The sequence below is a fragment of the Mucilaginibacter sp. P4_D1 genome (genome assembly GCF_056401935.1).
Window position 1 is genome coordinate 231,394 of record NZ_JBFUIJ010000005.1, and the last position, 17,117, is coordinate 248,510.

The window sequence follows — 17,117 nt, forward strand, 5'->3', positions numbered from 1 at the left end:
TAAGCGAGTAGAATTGTACATCCCGAGGCTGGGGTCGAACCACCTCATATTTGTTTTTTTTAGCTTCTATTGTTGATGTGGCCTTTAACTCATCAATTATAGCGGTCGAAAAATGTACGGTTGGCAGCACTAATTATCATTTGATATTTAAACAAAGGACAGTTCCAAAAAGAGCGGTCCTTGTTGTTTCCGCAGTAACAGTAAAAACGACAAGCTATTGGGGTTTATTTTGCCACATCCACCGCAAGCATCAACAGGATTAGTCGAAAGCTTTAGGTTCTAAATCAAGAATAATTCTAACTTACCATTCATGCTTACTACTGTTATTTAACAATAGTATATTCGCTATAAAAAAGAGAACAAATGCACCATGAACACCATGTAACCAGCTCGGAGACCATCAGGGACATTGTTATCGGCATGTCCGATGGTTTAACCGTTCCATTTGCCCTGGCGGCTGGTTTAAGCGGGGCAATCAGTTCATCTACCCTTGTGGTAACCGCAGGTATTGCCGAGATTGTTGCCGGATCAATTGCCATGGGCCTGGGTGGTTATCTTGCCGGGCGCACGGAAGTAGATCATTACCAATCGGAATTAAAACGCGAATATGAGGAAGTGGAGAAACTACCCGAGCAGGAAAAAGCCGAAGTAATGGAAGTATTTGCCGGGTTCGGCCTGTCTGAACCATTGCAACGGCAAATTGCCGATGAATTGGCCAAAGACAAAAAGCAATGGGTAGATTTTATGATGCGTTATGAACTTGGGCTTGAAGAACCTAATGCAAACCGCGCCACTAAAAGCGCCATCACCATTGGTGTATCCTACATTATTGGCGGCATTATCCCCCTATTGCCATATATTATTATCGACAGTGCCCAGGAGGCTTTGTATTATTCCTGTGGGGTTACTTTGATATGCCTTTTCATCTTTGGCTATTTTAAAAGCAAAATGACTGGCCAGCCGGCATTAAGCGGCGCTTTTAAAGTAGTAGTAATTGGCGCCCTTGCCGCCGGGGCCGCTTTCCTGATGGCAAAGCTGATTACCGGAAAATAGGTCTGAAGTCTTGAGTTCTAAGTTCTAAGCCAGAATCACAATTCAGACGTCAGGCTTCCTACTCAAGACTCAGAACTCAAAACTTAAAACTATCCTGCTATGATTTACCGCCGTTGATCATATCCGAAACGATGCCTTTGCCATCATCTTTTCGCTCGGCCAGGAAAACACCTGCAATATGAACAACAATAAAAGCAATAATAAGGTACATGCAAAAACCGTGAACCTCTTTAACACTGTGCCTGATAGATTTGAATGGTGCCAACAGATCTTCAAAAGCCAGGAATAAACCTGTTACTGCCATAATAATAAGCAGCAAATAAAACGCAGCGTAAATACTTTTTACAGCAAGTTCATGCTTTGCAAGTTCTCTTTCCTTTTTAATAGTTTGAAATTGCCGGTATGCCCCTTTTATTCTACCGATGAATTTTTGATCGGCTAACTGAAAAAACTCCAGTACCAATCTGAATAATAGTAAAGCAGCCAACGCATATCCAAAATAGGTATGCACACTCCATACGCTATCGCCAAGCGCGTGGGCAACTGAGCCGGCCTGGTCGTCGGTTACTACGGCACCCGCGTGCTTCAGCTCATCTTTAACCAGGGCTGTAACCGGCCTTCTATCGGTAATGGTTGCATTGATTAATACGGTAAGCAGCGAACCACTGATGACAATAGTATTAACCCAATGCCAAAGGCGAAGGGGTGCCGAATATTTTTTAATATGTCCCGGATGGGTAACATCTTCACGAATTGGTTCGATAACTGCCATGTTGATTTTATTTTAGCTGCCTGTTTTGCCCAAAAGATAAACAATTCCATTTATCAAACCAATTTGCTCCCGCTCACCTTCCGGATTGTTACAAAGGAGCGTTTATCCTTTTGGGCGATAATGGTATACTGGCGTTTTGAGGCATATTTTTTTGTAAATTACCACAAGAATATGAAGCAAATCTGTAGTTATTGTATCCTATCACAAATGGGTACACGCACTTCAGTTTATCTTCAATTTCGCATTTTATCTTTGATCAAAAAACCGCATTGAAAATCCTGGTAATAGAAGACGAGCACAGCTTACGTGAAAACATCACAAGCTACCTGAATGTTGACGGCAATATATGCGAAAGCTGTGGTGGATTGACTGTAGCGCTACAAAAATTGGCCGACTATGACTACGATTGCGTGCTACTGGACATAGGTTTGCCCGACGGCCAGGGATTTGATGTGCTTGAATTTTTACGAACCCACCATAAGAACGAAGCAGTGCTGATCATTTCGGCCCGCAACTCGTTAGATGATAAGCTGAAGGGGCTAAACCTTGGTGCCGACGACTACCTGACCAAACCATTTCACCTTGCCGAGTTAAAGGCGCGTTTAATGGCTGTATACCGCCGCAAAGCATTAAACACCAGCAACAAACTGATATTTAACGAAATATCTATTGATATACCGGGCAGAACTGTTGAAGTAAATGATACGCCCATCATACTTACGCGTAAGGAATATGAGATGCTTCTTTATTTTATTGCCAATAAGGGTAAGGTAATATCTAAAAATGCCATTGCCGAGCACCTTTGGGGAGATGAGATGGATATGCACGATAATTTCGATTTTATTTACACCCATATCAAGAACCTGCGCAGGAAACTGTTGGATGCAGGCGGCAAAGACTACCTGACATCTATATACGGCCTTGGCTACAAATTTATCAGCTCATGAAACTATCTGAGCATTACACCCGGACAAGCGTATACATCACCCTGACTGTTTTACTATTTGGGGCGGTTATTTATTATTTTGCCATTAACTATATAGCGCAACAACAGCTAGATCGCGGCCTTCAGCAACAGCTAACCGAGGCCGAAGAATATGCCAGGAGTAATGACCAAAACCCGCAGCTATACGACCTGGACCGGGACCATGCTGTATTTGTAAAAACAAACCTGCAGCAGTTGCAAAAACGTTTTTTTGATACCACTTATTTTAACCCCAAAGAACAACGGGCCGAAGCCGGCCGCGCGGTAGAAGACCTGGTTAAAGTAAAAAACAACAATTACAAAGTAGTTATCGCCATTTCCAGGGCCGGGCAAAAATATCTTATCGAGGTTATTACCATTATTACCCTCACCCTACTGGCCGGCTTGTTGTTTGTGCTGTTTATTACCAATAAATACCTGCTTAACGGTCTCTGGAAACCGTTCCGGTTAACACTAACGGAAATAAAGCAATTCAATATTGCCGATGTTGACCAATTTACCGGCAAACCAAGCGAGGTAGACGAATTTACCGAGCTAAACGAAGCCATCAGGGAAATGTCATTAAGGGTAACACACGATTACCTGAAACTGAAACAGTTTACAGAGAATGCATCGCATGAAATGATGACACCGCTGGCAGTAGTAACAACCAAACTGGATACACTGATCCAGGACGAAACTTTAGGTGCAGATCAGCTGGCGCAGATAACAGATATTTATAGTTCCATTAATAAATCAAGCAGGCTTAACCACTCTTTATTGTTACTTGCCAAGTTAGAAAACAAACTCATAACCGAGGAAGAACCCATTGAGCTTGACATTATGCTGGCCGAAAAGATGCAGCAATTCCAGGAATTGATGCAAAGTAAAAACCTTTCGTTTCAGCATCAACTTCAACCTAAACAGATATTGGCCAGTAAATACCTGGTTGATATTTTGTTAAACAACCTGTTCAGCAATGCCATCAGGCACAACATTATCGGCGGCGTAGTTATTATCCAATTAACAGCGCATTCATTATCCATAAAAAACAGCGGGGGCGTCAATCAGCTAAACACCGACCTGATTTTTGAGCGCTTTCAAAAAGGTAAAGAATCGCAGGGCACCGGCCTGGGATTAACGCTGGTAAAAAACATTTGCCAACATTATGGCTACACCATCCATTATCATCACCAAACAGGTTTACACGCTTTTGTAATTACGTTTTAGAGCCTATTTTGTCACCTTAGTGATACAATTAACATTTAGCCGTTAACTACAGTTTTGCTTCAGATTGTAGCCATAGTTTTATAGTGTATGCAGCTTGCATACGTTATAAAAGTACTAACTCAATGAAATATTTATGCTTGCTGGCCTTTGCCTTTATCACCCTGCAACTTAAAGCGCAGGATAATTACGAGATCCAGGTATATGGTTCAGAAACGGTAGAAAAAGGCAATACCATGGTAGAACTCCATAGTAATTATACCATTAGCGGAAGTAATGCAGCTGCTAATGGCGAATTACCTACCAACCATGTTGTACATGAAACTATCGAGATAACCCATGGCTGGACTCCCTGGTTTGAAACAGGCTTTTATTTTTTCAATTCGATAGGTGACGGCGGGCGGACTGCCTATGTGGGCTCGCACATCCGGCCAAGGGTAGCAGCCCCGCAAAGCTGGAACTGGCCTGTGGGCGTAAGTATCTCCACCGAATTTGGTTTTCAAAAAAGTGCATTCTCTGCCAATACAAGCACGCTGGAAATAAGGCCTATTGTGGATAAAAAATGGAACAAATTATATATTTCTGTCAATCCAACATTAGAAAAAAGCTTCGCCGGCCCCGATGTTAACCGCGGCTTTACTTTCTCGCCCAATGTAAAAGGTAGTTACGATGTAACTAAAGTAGTTGCCCTTGGATTAGAATATTACGGAAGTACCGGGCCATTTTTTCATTATGATGCATTTAAACAACAGGACCACCAACTATTTGTAGCAACCGACCTTAACTTCGACCCCAAATGGGAAGTTAACGGCGGCATAGGCTATGGATTTACCTCAAATACAGATAAAGCGATTGTTAAAATCATTATAGGCAGGAGGTTTTAATAGCGTTGCTATGAGGTATTCAACCATATTAAATGCGTAAATTCAGCACATAAAAAAGGGAATGCATCGAAAAGCACTCCCTTTTTTGTTGCAGGCCGGGCGGAACGGCGTATTAATTACTTTCGATAACGCCTTTAATTTCCTGCTCCATATTCTTTAATATCGCCGGGGTTAATTAAACATTGAACCTAAAGTGCATAATATCGCCATCCTGCACAATGTAAGTTTTACCCTCAACGCCCAATTTACCGTTATCTTTTATGGTAGCTTCAACACCGTTAAATTTCACAAAGTCGTCGTATTTAATAACCTCGGCGCGGATAAAGCCTTTTTCAAAATCAGTATGGATAACGCCGGCTGCCTGCGGTGCTGTAAAGCCCTGGGTAATTGTCCAGGCGCGTACTTCCTGTACACCAGCTGTAAAATAGGTGGCCAGGTTTAACAAACGGTAAGCAGCTTTTATCAGTTTATTAACGCCTGATTCTGTCAGGCCCAAATCGTTTAAAAACATCTGGCGCTCTTCGTATGATTCCAATTCGGCAATTTCGGCTTCAATCTGGGCTGATATGATCAGCACTTCGGCTTTCTCCTCAGCTACGGCGGCTTTCACCTGTTCAACGTAAGCATTACCTGTACTTACAGATCCTTCGTCAACATTACAAACGTACATTACCGGTTTAGCGGTAAGCAGCCAGATGTCGGCAATATATTCCTTGTCTTCTTCGGCAACCGGTGCAGTACGGGCCGATTTACCTTGTAGTAAATGGTTTTTATAAACGGTTAAAACATCAAAGGTTTTTTTAGCCTCTTTGTCGCCACCGGTTTTGGCCATTTTTTCAACTTTCTGAATCTTTTTCTCAATTGAGTCTAAATCCTTTAGCTGCAATTCTGTATCGATGATCTCTTTATCGCGAATTGGGTCAACCGAGCCGTCAACATGGATCACGTTATCATTATCAAAGCAACGCAATACGTGGATGATAGCGTTGGTAGCGCGAATGTTGGCCAAAAACTGGTTACCAAGCCCCTCGCCCTTGCTGGCGCCTTTTACCAGGCCGGCAATATCTACAATCTCGATAACGTTTGGCACTATGTTTTTGGGCTGAACTATTTCAGTAAGCTTTGTTAAGCGCTCATCCGGCACAGTAATTACACCCACGTTTGGCTCGATGGTGCAAAACGGAAAGTTAGCCGCCTGCGCCTTGGCATTTGATAAGCAATTAAAAAGTGTTGATTTACCCACATTTGGCAAACCTACTATCCCACATTGTAAACCCATTTTTAAGTTGATTAAGTTGATTGAGTGAATGGTTGATTAAGTTAAAAAACAGGAATGAGCGGACAGGTTTTAACTAACCTAATCAGCCATTCACTCAATCAACCACTCACTTTAAAAACCGCAAAGATAACAGAATTTTTTGCCGGATTATTTGAAAAAATAAACGACTTTTGCCGTCGTTAAAAAACAGGATCACATTAATAATACGATGTAAAAAACGAGGGCATTTATATGGAAGAGATGGTTGAGCAAATAGAATTGTTACTGGAGCAGGACAACAATACCCAATTACAGGAATATTTGAATAACCTCAATATATCGGATGTTGAAGAACTGATTGATGAACTTCCTGAACACGGCCCTTTATTTATCGAGATACTTTCGCTTAACCGCGCAGTTAACGTATTCCGTATCCTGGATTTCCCTACGCAGGAGCGCATTATTAAAAAACTATCGGGCCCAAGAGTTGCCGAATTGGTTAACGAACTACCCCCGGATGACCGTACTGCCCTTTTTGCCGAATTGCATGGCGACGCGGTTAAAAAACTGATCCTGCATTTATCACCAGAAAACAGGAAAGAGGCATTGTCGCTTTTAGGTTATGAAGAAGATAGCGTTGGCCGTTTGATGACACCTGATTACATTGCCGTTAAAAAAAACTGGGATGTAACAAGGGTACTCTCGCACATCCGCCGGTACGGTAAAAACTCCGAAACCATTGATGTAATTTATGTAATTGACGAAAATGGCATCCTGCTTGACGATATCCGGATTCGCGAAATACTGTTGGTAAAACCCGAAACAAAGGTATCTGACCTGATGGATGGCCGCCTGATAGCCCTGAGCGCCAGCGACCCGCAGGAAGAAGCTATCAACGTTTTTAGAATGAATAACCGCACCGCCCTCCCGGTAGTTGATAAAGAAAATATTTTATTAGGGATTGTTACCGTTGACGATATCCTTTGGATAGCCAATGAAGAATATACCGAAGACATTCAAAAAATTGGTGGTACAGAAGCCCTGGACGAGCCTTACCTGGATATTAACCTTTTTAAGCTGGTAAAAAAACGCGTAGGCTGGCTCATTATTTTATTTTTAGGCGAAATGTTAACCGCTACCGCCATGGGCTTTTTTGAAAAGTCGATAGAAAAAGCTGTAGTGCTGGCATTGTTTATCCCGCTCATTATATCAAGCGGTGGTAATGGCGGCTCGCAGGCCTCTACCTTAATTATACAGGCAATGGCCCTTGGCGAGGTAACTGTAACCGACTGGTGGCGTGTAATGCGCCGCGAGCTGCTCTCGGGCCTTATGCTGGGAGCTACTTTAGGCATCATTGGTTTCTTCCGTATTTTTGCCTTTGCTATGGTTTGGCCGCACCTTTACGGCCCGTATTGGATGCTGGTTGGGTTAACAGTAGGCTGCGCTTTGGTAGGTGTGGTTTTATGGGGATCATTAGCAGGATCAATGCTGCCACTCATCCTGAAAAAATTAGGGGCCGACCCGGCTACATCTTCAGCCCCGTTTGTGGCCACCCTTGTTGATGTTACCGGGCTTATCATTTATTTTTCAATAGCGTTATTGTTTATGAAGGGTACTTTGCTGTAGTTTCAGTACATTCCAAATTATTGTTTGCTTAATTATTTATATATCTTTAGTACCATATAAACACTTAAACTTAAACACTAATAATGGAAACTGACGAAAGCTACATCACCCCTCCAGGTTCAACCGAAATCATTTTAACCGCCGAAGCGCAAAGCTATTTACTGTCGGCAGGTAAGTGGGCCACCTTTTTAGGTATCCTGGGCTTTATTTTTTGCGGCTTATTTGCTTTGTTAGCCTTATCGATAGGTACTATTTTTTCAAAAATGGCCGAAACGATGCCCTACAATCCCGGCCTGAAAATAATGGCAGGTTTTGGCGGCGGCGTTACCATTTTTTACCTGTTAATTGATTTGCTTTATTTTTTCTTCGCGCTTTATATTTACCAGTTTGCGGTAAAAATAAAGGCAGGTGTAAACTTTAAGGATACAGCCCACATAACAGCCGGCCTGGGTAAGCTAAAATCTTTTTTTAAGCTATGGGGAATTGTAACCATAGTTTTCATTTGCGTTTACGTATTAGCAATAGTATGTTTTGTAGTATTTGCCGCAACTATGGCAAAAGACATGTCTGCAGGAATGTAACGATGTGTTATTAAAATAAAAACCCTGCCTTATGGGCAGGGTTTAATTATATCATTGTAGCCTGGTATTGCGCTGTTAAATCTCGAACGAAAAATCCTCATCTGCCGATGCTTTGGCAACTTCCGGATTTTCGCCGTACTCATAGCGTTTTTCAACTACATCCTGGTTAGCCCTGATGTAGTCAACTGTGTCTTTCAAACCTTCGGCAAATTTTTCAAAATCCTCTTTGTATAAAAAAATCTTGTGCTTAATAAACACACCATCCTCCAAACGCTTTTTGCTCTCTGTTATCGTAACATAGTAATCGTTTGAGCGGGTTGCTTTTACATCAAAAAAATACGTTCTCTTCCCGGCTCTCACCTTTTTAGAAAATACCTCTTCACGTTCTCTATTGTCAAAATCTCCCATAAATATCCCTGAAATTAGTTTTGGTTGGCATAAATATAAATAAAAATTCAAAGTGCAAGTATTTTATTCATTTTTATTGCAACTTTTAAAACAAAACAGCGTTTTTTTTGTGCGCAAGTTAAATTTATTATCGCTGCGAAACCTGGATATTAGTCGACCAGAGGAGTTAGGCGTTCTGTTCTTCTTCTAACAACTGCTTTTCATACAGTTCAAAATAGGTTCCTTTAAGCTGCATCAGGTATTCATGGCTGCCATGTTCCACAATTTCGCCATTATCCATCACCAGTATCTTATCGGCATTTTTTATGGTTGATATACGGTGCGCTATAATGATGCTGGTTTTACCCTGCATCACACGGCCAAGGTTATTTAATATTTCCTCTTCGGTACGGGTATCAACAGCCGAAAGACAATCGTCAAATATCAATATCTGCGGGTGTTTAAATATGGCCCTGGCGATAGACACACGCTGTTTTTGCCCACCCGATAGGGTTACGCCACGTTCGCCAATTAAAGTGGAAAAGCCCTGCTCCAACTCGATAATGTTATTATAAACAGCGGCATCGCGGGCGGCTTGTTCTACCACCGGCAAATCAAGCACATCGGCACTAAAGGCGATATTATTGGCAATAGTATCGCTAAACAGGAAAACCTCCTGCGGCACAAAGCCAATTTGCGACCGATAGCCCTCCAGGTTAAGCTGTTGCAGGGGTATGTCGTCTGCCAAAACTTCGCCGCCGGTAGTATCGTACATGCGCATAACCAGGTTGGCAATGGTTGATTTGCCCGAGCCTGTGCGCCCAATAATAGCAATCATTTGCCCCGGATCAACTTTGAACGACACATTTTTTAAAGCCTGGATGCCGGTATCAGGATAAGTGAACGATACCTTATCAAATTCAAGTGCGCCTTTAATGGTATGTACCGGGGCTTTTGATGAAATGATCTCGGGCTGCTGATGCAAAAATTCATTGATCCGCTTTTGCGACGCCGCCGCCCGCTGCACCAGCGAAGTTACCCAACCCAGGGCAATCACCGGAAAATTGAGCATATTCAGGTATACAATAAACTCCGCGATATTGCCCGATGTAATATTGCCTTTCATTACCTCTACCCCACCCACATACATGGTAATTACGTTACTCAGGCCAACCAGCAACAGCATAATAGGGTAAAACATCGCCTGCACTTTGGCAAGGGCCATTGAGTGCATTTTATAATTTTCACTTTCGGCGGCAAACTTTTCCCGTACAAAGGCTTCCCTAACGTAGGATTTGATTACCCTGATACCCGAAAAATTCTCCTGCACAAAACTTGATAAACCCGACAGCCGTTCCTGGATCTGTTCGCTCCGGTAGTTAATTACGTTATTCACATAGTAAATGATCCCTGCTAATACAGGCAGCGGCAATACCGACCATACTGCCAGCCGCACATTTACAGTAAGCATAGCGTATATTACCATTACAAACAGCACCACAGTGTTGATGGTATACATAATGCCCGGCCCAAGGTACATACGCACCCGACTCACATCTTCGGTAACGCGGTTCATCAGGTCGCCGGTGTTGTGCCGACGGTAAAAAGCCAGCGACAGGCGCTGATAGTGACTATAAATTTCGTTCTTTAAATCATACTCGATATGCCTGGACATCAGGATGATGGTTTGGCGCATAAAAAATAAAAACAAGCCCCGCAGCAAGGCCAGCACCAGTACCAGCACGCCGAACAGCATCAGGCTGCTGCCAAAAATATCATATATCATGCCCTGGCGGTTAAAGCCGGCAAAAAGGTGGTAAGCACCAATATTTTCGGTAACCAAGTCAAATGCTACGCGGATAACCTGGGCCGGCAGTACACCAAAAATGTTAGATATAATTACAAACAACACGCCCGGGATTAGCCGCCAGCGGTATTTGTAAAAAAACTTATTGAGGTATGCGAGGTCTTTCATTTATATAGTCCGGAAGCTAAGAGAGTCGGCAAGTCCGAAAGTCTGCTTTTCCGTCTGACCAAAAGTATTAAAATTTGAGTGGATTGTTGGCGACCGAAAAGTAACATTGATGTAAGAAAACAACAGGTGAAAGGCGAAAGGTAAAAGGCGAAAGTAAAAAACGTCTAACCGATTACCGGATTGCTTTTTTACCTTTGCGGCATGACAGAGCAGGAGTTGACAGCTTATTTTGAAACCGCAGATTTACCCCAAAGTTTAAGAATTGACCGGGCAACCACCCAACACGACGTGAAAGAAGCCGTGGCCCGCAACCTGGAAACCATGCGAACCGAAGTTAAACATAGCGGTGCCAGGCATCGCCTCATGCGCATCATCAACGCGCTTGAACATCCTTACGATGGGCCCGGAATTCCCCGCCCCTGGTAGCGTACACCGGTAGAGACAACGGCAGCTATTTGTTTCAAATACTGGCAGTTTTTTATCAATGCCCAACGCTTACCACGCGGCTCACTTTCCATTGGCCATCTTTTAACTGCCAAATGTGTACAAATTTCATAACGCCAATTACCGGCTTACCGTTTTCGGTATGCGTAAAACGGTGGGTTCCCATTTCAATAGCGCCGAAACCCGGCATAGGGTAAACCTCCAGGCTCTCGGGCAGCAGATCGCGACGCAGGTCGGCAGCTTGTTTGTTTTCAAAAATGCCTTTAAAGCCGGCGATGGTGGCATCATAACCGGTAACCCCTTTACCATCATTATAAAACTCCACATCGGCAGTAAATAAACCCTTCATCACATCCAGCTGGCGGTTGTTAAAGGCGTTAAACATTACACTATCCATGTGCGCTATGGTTTTAAACAGGGCTGCATCCTTTGGCTTAAAAGCAGCGGTTTGGGCCTTAGCGGCAAAACCGGCTGCAAGGGCAATAAACATTACCGATACACGGAAAAATAAACGGGGCGTTGTCATGGTTAAAAAGTATTAACTATACCGGATAGACGCACGTGGGCGGGCTGTAGTTACGGCTGAGCAAAAATATTTGCGGCGAAAGCCCGCACAGTTGAGGGTTAAGTGTTTGGGTATTGGATTTTAGGGCTGCCGCTCCAACCTTGTAAACCGCGAAAAAATAATCGCCGTGTAAGTTATTGGCAGGCAACTCACGTAGGTTCAATTCATCCCGAAGTTTTTGTATTTTTAGCTTATGCCGATAGCGTATGTATCAAAGATGAACTTTCGCCGATTGTTTCACAAGCATGGACTATATCTGGCATGCGGACCACAAAGCTGGAGGCTTTGAAAAACACTTGTAGCGATGAGGAGGACAAAACTTATGTAGGCCTCAACCAGCCGTTGTCGGAAATCTTCAGTCGAACAATAAACAGTTAAACAACATGACAGACCAGCAATTCCAAATGGGAAGACTGATAATTAGCGTCCTTCTTCTAATGTTGAGTTCATGCACCGGAAAGAGTTCTCGCAGCACCGTCTATGTCAGCATTTACGCTAACAGCGATAAACGTGTTATTCTCACCTTCGACGGCAAGGTTATCTTTGACAGAAAAACTCCAACAAGTCAAAAGGTTGAGGTTGTTAGAGGTCCGATAATTATTGACAAGAAAGATATCGAAATCCACTATCTTGTTGACGAAAAGGATACTACAATTATGTATCGCCTGAAACCCAAAAATTACATCAACATTCTATACTCAGACTCAAGAAATGAGTTTCAGTTTGGAACAACTGACTCGGTAAGTTTTTTTAATTCACGAATAGATTAGCTTGTGGGTTATCCATAAAAAGGGCATCATGAAAAACTACATACCAAAACCAAAAAGCGACATCGAAGCTGTAAAAAAGTTAAAACTAATGCCATTTGAGGCAATACAAGCAGACGTTCCACAATTATTAGAAAGGATGCAAGATATGAATTGGGAAGTTGCCGGCGGAATAGCTGACTATTTTATCCCCTATATTGATTATATAACGCCCAATTTACTGAATATTTTGATGGGTAACGGTGATTAGTGGAAATATGAAATTTTAAACTCATTAATAGCCCGATCCTCAAATAGTCCCTCAGATGAATTAACGGTCGTAATTAATAGGATTGCTAACATTCCAACTAAAATAGAACAAGAAGAATATGTGGATACGATTGCAAAAGAAATAGTAGAGAAGTATTCATAGCAAGTATACTTTTCTACAACAGTCATTCACCTTGCAGCCATTGTTTTCACCAAACCACCGCTTAAAATATACCCGTAAGCTATTTCAAAAATGAAGGTGGTAATTTTTTATGTGTATAGCGTTTTAATGATAGTGCCAATACTTTTTTCAATTTTAAATAAAACTTGAGTGGCATTAACCACAGGAAAAAAAACCCATCATGTGTACTTTCAGCATTCCTTAAAACAATTGATAATCAGCATTGTTATACCCAAAGAATAACCACATTGCAGTTAGGAATTGACCTTAAGGTTTACATAGCCAGAAGGTTAAACAATTGTTGTGGTTTTTTTGACCCTTGCCGCAAGGCAAGGGTTTTTTATTTATTCAACTTTATAAGTATAAACGCTGCGGCCCACATTGCCGTTATCATCTACGCCTTCAATAATTACACGATAGTTGCCTTTGCCATCGGCATTGTAAAAATCAAATGAGGCGCTCCCATCTTTATCGGTAACAACGTCGGGGTTCCAATAAATGGTGACACGATCATCTGATTTATTGGCCTGCTTAACCGACCCGCCGTAAGCAGGCGAGTAAAACGTGCGGGCTTTGTAAAAACCTTTGGGAGCGTAAGTAATAAGCCCGGGCGATAGTTTTTTATTTACAACCTGGCTTTTACTCTTTTTTGTTGTTATTATTAACACCCCGTTTGATCCCTGGAAACCGTAAAGTGCGGCGTCGACATTTTTTAACATTTTAACGCTCTCTACATCAGACACATTTAAATCGGTAATGGATCCGCCTTGCATTCCATCTATAATTACCAGCATGGGGCCTGCTTCTGAAATCCCTACCCTTTCGCGCAAATAAGGCACGCCGTTGGTTAATGAAACTCCGGGCAGGCGCCCCTCCAGGCTACGCCCCAATCCGGATTGATCGGCAAAATCGGTAATAGTATTGGTGTGCGACTCTAAGTATTTATCTTTTACAATCACTTCCTTTAATAGTTTTCCGCTTGCATCGGCCATATAAACAGATGCCGGGCCAGGTTTGTCATCATTTTTTTCAATATCGCTGCCACCCATTAATTTGTTTTTTTCAGCCATCAGAACCAACTCCTTAGGCTGATCCATAATGATCTGCGTATTGTTTTTTCCCTCGGCGGTTTTTGCCTGGATTACAAAAGGAGTATTATCTGTGTAGGCCAGGTTGGGGAAGCTGAACCTGCCATTGGCATCGGTAACCTGCGTTAACATACTGCCTCCATTTTTTGCAAGCAACGTTACGTTCCCATTAGCAACCGGCGTGCCGTTGCTAGCTTTAACAGTGCCTGATATATCCAGTCCTCTTTCAACAGGAAATGTCGATGCCGTAGTCTCATCGCCGCCAAGCAATTGTTTCCACTCAAACCTGCGGTACCCCTGGGTAAGCATCAGCACATCCAAATCGGCGCGGGTATCATTGGTAACGCGGTTAAAATAATAATTGGGCTGCTCAACAAAACCTTTCAAATCAGATGTGAGCAGCAGGTTGGTTAAAATAGTGGTTTCTGCGCTTTCATCTATGGGTATTTTTGTGGCATCAACCACTGATGCAGAAAAATAACCAACAACCGGTTTATCGTCCTTTTTGGCATTCAGCGTAAGATGTACCTTTTCCCGGGTTGTGTATGATGATTTATTTACCGCCGTTTGCAAATTCATAAGATCATCGTTCTGAATAAATGAAAGCCGCTCGTTCATCGGTTCGCCGGTTTGCGAAAATAGTGTCACCCGTACGATACCCGTCTGAAAGTCTTTTTTACCCAGGTTAAGATCAAGCACCTGGCCATCTAAAGTTGTCTTTACCGACCGTACAGCCCCGCCGCCTGAATAAATGGCGATGCCAATTTCTTTGTTCTTATTGGCCAGGTAATAGGCCCGGTTGGCATTAATTTCAATTAATAGCTTATCGGGGTTGGTATTATTAACAAGCAGTGCCATACCCTTTTCGTCGGCCTTTGGCAAATCAACTGTGGCGTTGGTACCATCGCCATAGGTAAGTTTGGCTTTATAGGTTCTGCCTTCAACAGGGGTTATGTTAATAATACCCATCCCCAGGTGCCTGGTTTCAAATTTCGTTATTTCGGCATTCAGGTTATCTACAACCACGCCTTTAACACTGGCCCCCATGCCGTTATGATCAATAGCCTTAAAAGCCAGTTTAGCCGGAATATCATTTACAAAGGTCCCACCCTCCGGAAAAAACTGAATATCGTATTTATTGGCAATTTTAGTTTGCTGAGTTGATAGTGTACGCGTTGGCAATACCGGGCTATTAATTATAATTGGCTGGTCAAAAACGTTAGGGTCGGCGCTATTCATCATCCATTTGGTATAAGCCTTTATATGATAAAGGCCTTTTGGCAGGCTGTTTGGCAAAGCAAATTCGCCCCAGGCCAGCCCATTGTTAACCTGTAACGTTATATACTTCACCAAAGAGTCGTTGGGGTTCACCAGGTCGGCGTGCAATACGCCACTTAGTTTTGATAGCTGATGTTGTTCGCCAAATGTAAGATAGGCCTTAAAAAAGGCGGTATCACCGGCACTGTATGTCGTTCTGTCAAAGTGCAGGTAAACTTTTTCGGTAGCTTTTGTTGTCGATAAGGTTTGAAGGCGTGATACTATTCCGTCTAACGAAAGCGGTGCTTTTGCGTTTTGTGAAAACGCAGATGTACAAAAACATAAGGCGCAAAAAAGTGCAGGTACTATCTTTTTCATGCGGGAAGTGTTTAAAAAGAGGTGATTTAAATTGGTGATTAAATATACCTCAATTAACCGCACAAAACAAATAAAATAAGAGTCAAGAGCCAAGAATCAAGATAAGCGCAAAATGCTCAAACCTAAATATTTTCTTCGCGGGCCAATGTTTTATTGAAATCGGATAATCTACGTGCCAATTTTTTTTTGATTCTTGCTTCTTGACTCTACTACTGTATTTCGGCATTTTCCTTTATCTCTTCCCAATATACAGTTTCCAGGTAAATACCATTTTGTATAGCCACACGGGCTTTAATATCCTGCAGTTGATTTTTGATCTCTGTGGCGTTGAGGTCGCTGCTTAGGGAGTGGTAATAAATTGCATAACCAGTTTTACTGTTTATGAATTTATAATGTTTATCAGCGGGTTTCATAACGGTTTACTTAATATTAATGTAATATGTATTATGGTGTTATTGTTTTAAAAAACAGTAAATGTTACATAGCATTTTTTACCGGTGAAATTTATTTAACGGCAAACTACAGCACCAATAATTTGATAACATTTAATTAACATTGGATTAACAATTCCGTGACCTATTGCTGCAAATTAATGGTTACATTTAGCCACGAAAATAAAAACAGCCAACATATACTAAACAGTTAGTATACACACTGTTAAATTGATTTTTACTTAAAAAGTATCATAAAAAATTTCAATAGATGTCGATATTCCCCAACTCAAACCAGGTTTTTTATGATTTATTTAACCGGGCGGTTGACAATGCCACTCAAATGGCAACCCTGCTTAATACCGCGGTGAACTCCACTGATACCTACGAGCAAAAATTTCAGTTTACACACATTGATAAGCTAAAAACAAAAAGTTACGAAATTACACACCAGGTATTTACCGAATCGGGGCGTACACTTATATCTCCTTTTCAGCGTAAAGATATGTGCGAACTTGCGGCGGCTATTGATGATGTGGCAGATAGCATAGCTATGGCATCGCGCAGGATAAACCTGTACGATGTGCCTAAAATAACCCCTCCTATTATCAACCTTGCTGATCTTATCCTGCAAACTACCCAGGCGCTTGAAAGTGCAGTTAAGGCTATGAATAACCTGGGTAATTCGGCGCATATTTTCGAAATTTGTAACAGCATTAAACAACTGGAATACCAGGCCGATACCGTTTACAATGAAGCATTTGCCGATTTACTGGCCAACGAAACCGACGCCATACAACTTATAAAATACACAGATGTATTTATGGCGATGGAAACAGCCACCGATAGCTGCGAAGATGCCACACTAATTATTGAAAGTATTTTGATAAAGAATGGCTAAAGGCTAAAGGCTAAAGGCTAAAGGCTAAAGGCTAAAGGCTAAAGGCTAAAGGCTAAAGGCTAAAGGCTAAAGGCTAAAGGCTAAAGGCTAAAGGCTAAAGGCTAAAGGCTAAAGGCTAAAGGCTAAAGG

Annotated in this window: 16 protein-coding genes; 9 read left to right on the plus strand and 7 right to left on the minus strand. The window is 42.2% G+C overall.

Annotated features, from left to right (window positions below; translation table 11 throughout):
- Window positions 1–363: 363 nt before the first annotated feature.
- The gene (locus AC1DV1_RS07745) at window positions 364–1,053 is read left to right on the plus strand and encodes a VIT1/CCC1 transporter family protein (RefSeq protein WP_477357223.1); all 690 of its coding nucleotides are present in this window, start codon (window positions 364–366) and stop codon (window positions 1,051–1,053) included.
- Between the two features lie 97 nt (window positions 1,054–1,150).
- Here the strand turns inward: AC1DV1_RS07745 and AC1DV1_RS07750 are convergent, their stop codons facing one another.
- Window positions 1,151–1,825, minus strand: coding sequence for a cytochrome b/b6 domain-containing protein (locus AC1DV1_RS07750; RefSeq protein ID WP_477357225.1), 675 nt, complete (start codon window positions 1,823–1,825; stop codon window positions 1,151–1,153).
- Window positions 1,826–2,094: 269 nt separating this feature from the next.
- On the opposite strand from AC1DV1_RS07750, the gene AC1DV1_RS07755 reads away from it, so the two are divergent.
- The 3 genes from AC1DV1_RS07755 (at window position 2,095) to AC1DV1_RS07765 (ending at window position 4,900) form a co-directional block, all read left to right on the plus strand.
- A complete protein-coding gene (locus AC1DV1_RS07755) occupies window positions 2,095–2,772 on the plus strand; it encodes a response regulator transcription factor (RefSeq protein WP_477357227.1) in 678 nt (225 codons plus the stop codon).
- Window positions 2,769–4,019 (plus strand): sensor histidine kinase, encoded by a 1,251-nt coding sequence (locus tag AC1DV1_RS07760; protein ID WP_477357229.1) that lies wholly within the window; start codon window positions 2,769–2,771, stop codon window positions 4,017–4,019. The genes AC1DV1_RS07755 and AC1DV1_RS07760 overlap by 4 nt, the downstream gene beginning before the upstream one ends.
- Window positions 4,020–4,141: 122 nt before the next feature.
- The gene (locus tag AC1DV1_RS07765) at window positions 4,142–4,900 is read left to right on the plus strand and encodes a hypothetical protein (protein WP_477357231.1); all 759 of its coding nucleotides are present in this window, start codon (window positions 4,142–4,144) and stop codon (window positions 4,898–4,900) included.
- A 175-nt stretch (window positions 4,901–5,075) separates the two neighbouring features.
- Here AC1DV1_RS07765 and ychF read toward each other — a convergent pair whose 3' ends face one another.
- Window positions 5,076–6,179, minus strand: coding sequence for a redox-regulated ATPase YchF (gene ychF, locus AC1DV1_RS07770; RefSeq protein WP_477357233.1), 1,104 nt, complete (start codon window positions 6,177–6,179; stop codon window positions 5,076–5,078).
- Window positions 6,180–6,410: 231 nt separating this feature from the next.
- Between ychF and mgtE the strand changes: the two genes are divergently transcribed.
- Window positions 6,411–7,784: a magnesium transporter gene (mgtE, locus tag AC1DV1_RS07775; RefSeq protein WP_477357235.1), complete on the plus strand. Its 1,374-nt coding sequence runs from the start codon at window positions 6,411–6,413 to the stop codon at window positions 7,782–7,784.
- A gap of 83 nt (window positions 7,785–7,867) precedes the next feature.
- Entirely contained in the window at window positions 7,868–8,365 is a 498-nt protein-coding gene (locus AC1DV1_RS07780; protein WP_477357237.1) for a DUF5362 family protein, read from the plus strand.
- A 75-nt stretch (window positions 8,366–8,440) separates the two neighbouring features.
- Here AC1DV1_RS07780 and AC1DV1_RS07785 read toward each other — a convergent pair whose 3' ends face one another.
- Both AC1DV1_RS07785 and AC1DV1_RS07790 read right to left on the minus strand, forming a co-directional pair.
- Window positions 8,441–8,773 carry a DUF3276 family protein gene (locus tag AC1DV1_RS07785; protein ID WP_147057824.1) on the minus strand — a complete coding sequence of 111 codons (333 nt, stop codon included), beginning with the start codon at window positions 8,771–8,773 and terminating at the stop codon, window positions 8,441–8,443.
- 166 nt (window positions 8,774–8,939) lie between these two features.
- A complete protein-coding gene (locus tag AC1DV1_RS07790) occupies window positions 8,940–10,727 on the minus strand; it encodes an ABC transporter ATP-binding protein (RefSeq protein ID WP_477357239.1) in 1,788 nt (595 codons plus the stop codon).
- A 201-nt stretch (window positions 10,728–10,928) separates the two neighbouring features.
- Here AC1DV1_RS07790 and AC1DV1_RS07795 point away from each other — a divergent pair, with 201 nt between their 5' ends.
- Window positions 10,929–11,153, plus strand: a complete 225-nt coding sequence (locus AC1DV1_RS07795; RefSeq protein ID WP_477357241.1) for a DUF6965 family protein — start codon at window positions 10,929–10,931, stop codon at window positions 11,151–11,153.
- 55 nt (window positions 11,154–11,208) lie between these two features.
- On the opposite strand, the gene AC1DV1_RS07800 is transcribed toward AC1DV1_RS07795, so the two are convergent.
- On the minus strand, window positions 11,209–11,697 hold the full coding sequence (locus tag AC1DV1_RS07800; RefSeq protein ID WP_477357242.1) for a nuclear transport factor 2 family protein: 489 nt from the start codon (window positions 11,695–11,697) through the stop codon (window positions 11,209–11,211).
- A gap of 837 nt (window positions 11,698–12,534) precedes the next feature.
- Here AC1DV1_RS07800 and AC1DV1_RS07805 point away from each other — a divergent pair.
- Complete coding sequence (locus tag AC1DV1_RS07805) at window positions 12,535–12,753, plus strand: DUF5071 domain-containing protein (protein WP_477357244.1); 219 nt, start codon at window positions 12,535–12,537, stop codon at window positions 12,751–12,753.
- Between the two features lie 524 nt (window positions 12,754–13,277).
- On the opposite strand, the gene AC1DV1_RS07810 is transcribed toward AC1DV1_RS07805, so the two are convergent.
- Window positions 13,278–15,656 (minus strand): carboxypeptidase regulatory-like domain-containing protein, encoded by a 2,379-nt coding sequence (locus tag AC1DV1_RS07810; RefSeq protein WP_477357246.1) that lies wholly within the window; start codon window positions 15,654–15,656, stop codon window positions 13,278–13,280.
- A gap of 209 nt (window positions 15,657–15,865) precedes the next feature.
- Window positions 15,866–16,069 (minus strand): hypothetical protein, encoded by a 204-nt coding sequence (locus AC1DV1_RS07815; RefSeq protein WP_147058944.1) that lies wholly within the window; start codon window positions 16,067–16,069, stop codon window positions 15,866–15,868.
- 289 nt (window positions 16,070–16,358) lie between these two features.
- Between AC1DV1_RS07815 and AC1DV1_RS07820 the strand changes: the two genes are divergently transcribed.
- Complete coding sequence (locus tag AC1DV1_RS07820; protein WP_274208577.1) at window positions 16,359–16,988, plus strand: DUF47 domain-containing protein; 630 nt, start codon at window positions 16,359–16,361, stop codon at window positions 16,986–16,988.
- The last annotated feature ends 129 nt before the right edge of the window (window positions 16,989–17,117 follow it).

Excerpts from the sequence above, each read along its gene's own strand:
- AC1DV1_RS07760 (WP_477357229.1), top strand. The coding sequence starts at position 2,769 with ATGAAACTATCTGAGCATTACACCCGGACAAGCGTATACATCACCCTG.
- AC1DV1_RS07750 (WP_477357225.1), bottom strand. The coding sequence starts at position 1,825 with ATGGCAGTTATCGAACCAATTCGTGAAGATGTTACCCATCCGGGACAT.
- AC1DV1_RS07780 (WP_477357237.1), top strand. The coding sequence starts at position 7,868 with ATGGAAACTGACGAAAGCTACATCACCCCTCCAGGTTCAACCGAAATC.
- mgtE (WP_477357235.1), top strand. The coding sequence starts at position 6,411 with ATGGAAGAGATGGTTGAGCAAATAGAATTGTTACTGGAGCAGGACAAC.
- AC1DV1_RS07790 (WP_477357239.1), bottom strand. The coding sequence starts at position 10,727 with ATGAAAGACCTCGCATACCTCAATAAGTTTTTTTACAAATACCGCTGG.
- AC1DV1_RS07805 (WP_477357244.1), top strand. The coding sequence starts at position 12,535 with ATGAAAAACTACATACCAAAACCAAAAAGCGACATCGAAGCTGTAAAA.
- AC1DV1_RS07820 (WP_274208577.1), top strand. The coding sequence starts at position 16,359 with ATGTCGATATTCCCCAACTCAAACCAGGTTTTTTATGATTTATTTAAC.
- AC1DV1_RS07745 (WP_477357223.1), top strand. The coding sequence starts at position 364 with ATGCACCATGAACACCATGTAACCAGCTCGGAGACCATCAGGGACATT.
- AC1DV1_RS07815 (WP_147058944.1), bottom strand. The coding sequence starts at position 16,069 with ATGAAACCCGCTGATAAACATTATAAATTCATAAACAGTAAAACTGGT.
- ychF (WP_477357233.1), bottom strand. The coding sequence starts at position 6,179 with ATGGGTTTACAATGTGGGATAGTAGGTTTGCCAAATGTGGGTAAATCA.
- AC1DV1_RS07795 (WP_477357241.1), top strand. The coding sequence starts at position 10,929 with ATGACAGAGCAGGAGTTGACAGCTTATTTTGAAACCGCAGATTTACCC.
- AC1DV1_RS07810 (WP_477357246.1), bottom strand. The coding sequence starts at position 15,656 with ATGAAAAAGATAGTACCTGCACTTTTTTGCGCCTTATGTTTTTGTACA.
- AC1DV1_RS07800 (WP_477357242.1), bottom strand. The coding sequence starts at position 11,697 with ATGACAACGCCCCGTTTATTTTTCCGTGTATCGGTAATGTTTATTGCC.
- AC1DV1_RS07785 (WP_147057824.1), bottom strand. The coding sequence starts at position 8,773 with ATGGGAGATTTTGACAATAGAGAACGTGAAGAGGTATTTTCTAAAAAG.
- AC1DV1_RS07765 (WP_477357231.1), top strand. The coding sequence starts at position 4,142 with ATGAAATATTTATGCTTGCTGGCCTTTGCCTTTATCACCCTGCAACTT.